The organism is Ilyobacter sp. (assembly GCF_041583315.1).
In the GTDB taxonomy this organism is placed as follows: Bacteria; Fusobacteriota; Fusobacteriia; order Fusobacteriales; family Fusobacteriaceae; genus Ilyobacter.
In genome coordinates this window covers 1-2,246 of the sequence record NZ_JBFHGC010000481.1, presented here as the reverse complement: position 1 = coordinate 2,246, position 2,246 = coordinate 1, and the positions used below count along the sequence as shown (strand labels likewise).

Sequence of the window (2,246 nt, the reverse complement as noted above, 5' to 3'; positions counted from 1 at the left end):
TCCTTACCCTTTATTCTGTCATCCAATACGGATATTATCTCTAGCTCTTTCAGCTTATAGCTGAAAAAAAGTATCAGTCCAGAGGATATGTTACTGAGGTTTGACCAGGATGCAAAAAGAGCCGTTCCTAAAATAGTAAATACTGTAGCCGCTACCACAAAAAACTCTTTCAGATGAAACCCCCATATAAGGGTCAGCAAAGTAAATGAACATACTGCCAGAAAACTGTCGATCAGTCTTTTAGCCCTCACTGTTCTGTCAGTGGTAAAATTATTTCTCCGACCGAATTTATCTACACCTCTGTTTAAAAGTTTTCCAATCAAAATAAATATTGATAAAATACCAACTGTCCAACCAAATTTACTAAGGCTTATAACTATACTTTCCACACTTCACTCTCCAGATTAATCATTTGAGAGACAATAATATCACTTTTATTTTTAGATTTCAATAAAAATTTTTAATATTAAGAATCATAACTTTCAAAAGCTTCCAGAAATTCCCTCTTCATCTCTTCTCTCAGTTCCTTTGGTTCCAAAATAACTGCATCTTTCAGAAACTGTCTGAAATAAAGTCTGGCATTTTCATTGGAAGTCTCAAATATATATACATCTCCAGATTTTTTGAGGAATTTAGGTCTGTAGTTTGTCAAACTTTTCATAAGGCTGACTCCTTCACTGGTAAGCCTTACTTTCACAAAGTTTCCGTTTCCTAAAAAGGGATCGAAGTTTTTTCTGACACTTTCGATATATTTTTTGTCCTTACCCTTTATTCTGTCATCCAATACGGATATTATCTCTAGCTCTTTCAGCTTATAATTTTTATACCCCTTGGTTTCTTCACAAAAACAGAATAAAAAGTTTTCATCTCCCTGTTCCTCTCTCTTTACGAAAAAAGGCTCCACAGTATAAATTTTATTTATATATTTCAATTTTAACTTTTTTTTCAATTTTATGGCTTCTAATATATTTTTCAGTCTCTCTTCAAATATAAAAAGTTCCCTCTGATATTTAAATTTAGAGGTATAAACTTCAAAAAGCTCCCTGAAAAACTCAGCCTCTATATCAACACGGTTTTCCTTCAGCACGTCATAATAGATCTCTCTATTTGCCACATTAAGGTCAAACTGTATTATCTTCTTTAGAGGTCTTCCCTGAGTTTCCAGAAGCTTTTCCACATTAATATCTTTTTTATACTTCAATTTATCCAGTATGTAGTTGCAGAGCTTATTGTTATTTATTCCAAACTCTTCTACATCATTTCTCATCATACGCCAAATATCTTCTGGGACTGTCACCCGTATCTTCTTCATAAAGCCCTCCCAAAAAAATCTTTATATGATTATAACATAAAGACTTTGAGAATTCTATACTGAAAAGAGTTCTTCCCCTCTGAAACCGGCTTCTTTCTTGTGAAATGTTTCAAGAAGTGATTCTACAGTGAGTTCTAGCTTCTCTTTGCCACTCACATCGATGATTATTTCCCCTTCATGGAGCATAATCATTCTGTTCCCGTAATCTATAGCATCCTGCAGATTGTGAGTTATCATGAGGGTAGATATTTTACTTCCTTCCACTACCTCTTTTGTTTTATTCATTATGATCTTAGAAGTTTTGGGGTCTAAGGCTGCCGTATGCTCATCAAGCATGAGAACCTCAGGCTTATTGAGGGTCGCCATTATAAGTGCCAGACATTGTCTCTGTCCCCCTGACAAGAGGCCCACCTCTGTATCCATCTGATTCTCTATACCAAGTCCCAGCTGAGAAAGTGCCTCTATATAATATCCTCTTCTTTTTTTGTTTAGTCCACTTGTCAGCCCGAATTTTTTCCCCTTGTTGTCTGCCATAGAAAGATTTTCATAGACAGTCATAGAAGGTGCTGTCCCCAGAGATGGATTTTGATACACCTTGGAGATAAAGCTGTTTCTCTTATGTTTTTCCATATAGGTCACGTCTCTGTTCCCTACAAATACCTTTCCAGAGTCAGATATTATATTTCCTAATATGACATTTAAAAGGGTAGACTTTCCTGCCCCGTTACTTCCTATTATTGTTATGAAATCTCCTTCTTTCACATGGAAATTGAGGTTTTTGAAGACCTCTTTCTTTGTTCCCAGCTCAGAGATAAAGGTTTTCTTTATATTCTCTAATCTAACCATTTGCTGCAACACCTCTTTTCAGGCCTTTTTTCTTCTCCTTAAGGGCCATTATTCCCACTACTATGACAGCTGTCACAAGCTTTAGATC

3 protein-coding genes are annotated in these 2,246 nt (G+C 35.6%); all 3 read right to left on the bottom strand.

Annotated features, from left to right (window positions below; genetic code table 11):
* On the bottom strand, positions 1–389 hold a 389-nt coding region (locus ABZA26_RS13175), incomplete at its 3' end, for a mechanosensitive ion channel family protein (protein ID WP_372714966.1).
* 77 nt (positions 390–466) lie between these two features.
* Complete coding sequence (locus tag ABZA26_RS13170) at positions 467–1,312, bottom strand: WYL domain-containing protein (RefSeq protein ID WP_372714965.1); 846 nt, start codon at positions 1,310–1,312, stop codon at positions 467–469.
* Between the two features lie 54 nt (positions 1,313–1,366).
* Positions 1,367–2,158 (bottom strand): ABC transporter ATP-binding protein, encoded by a 792-nt coding sequence (locus tag ABZA26_RS13165; protein WP_372714964.1) that lies wholly within the window; start codon positions 2,156–2,158, stop codon positions 1,367–1,369.
* Between the last annotated feature and the right edge of the window lie 88 nt (positions 2,159–2,246).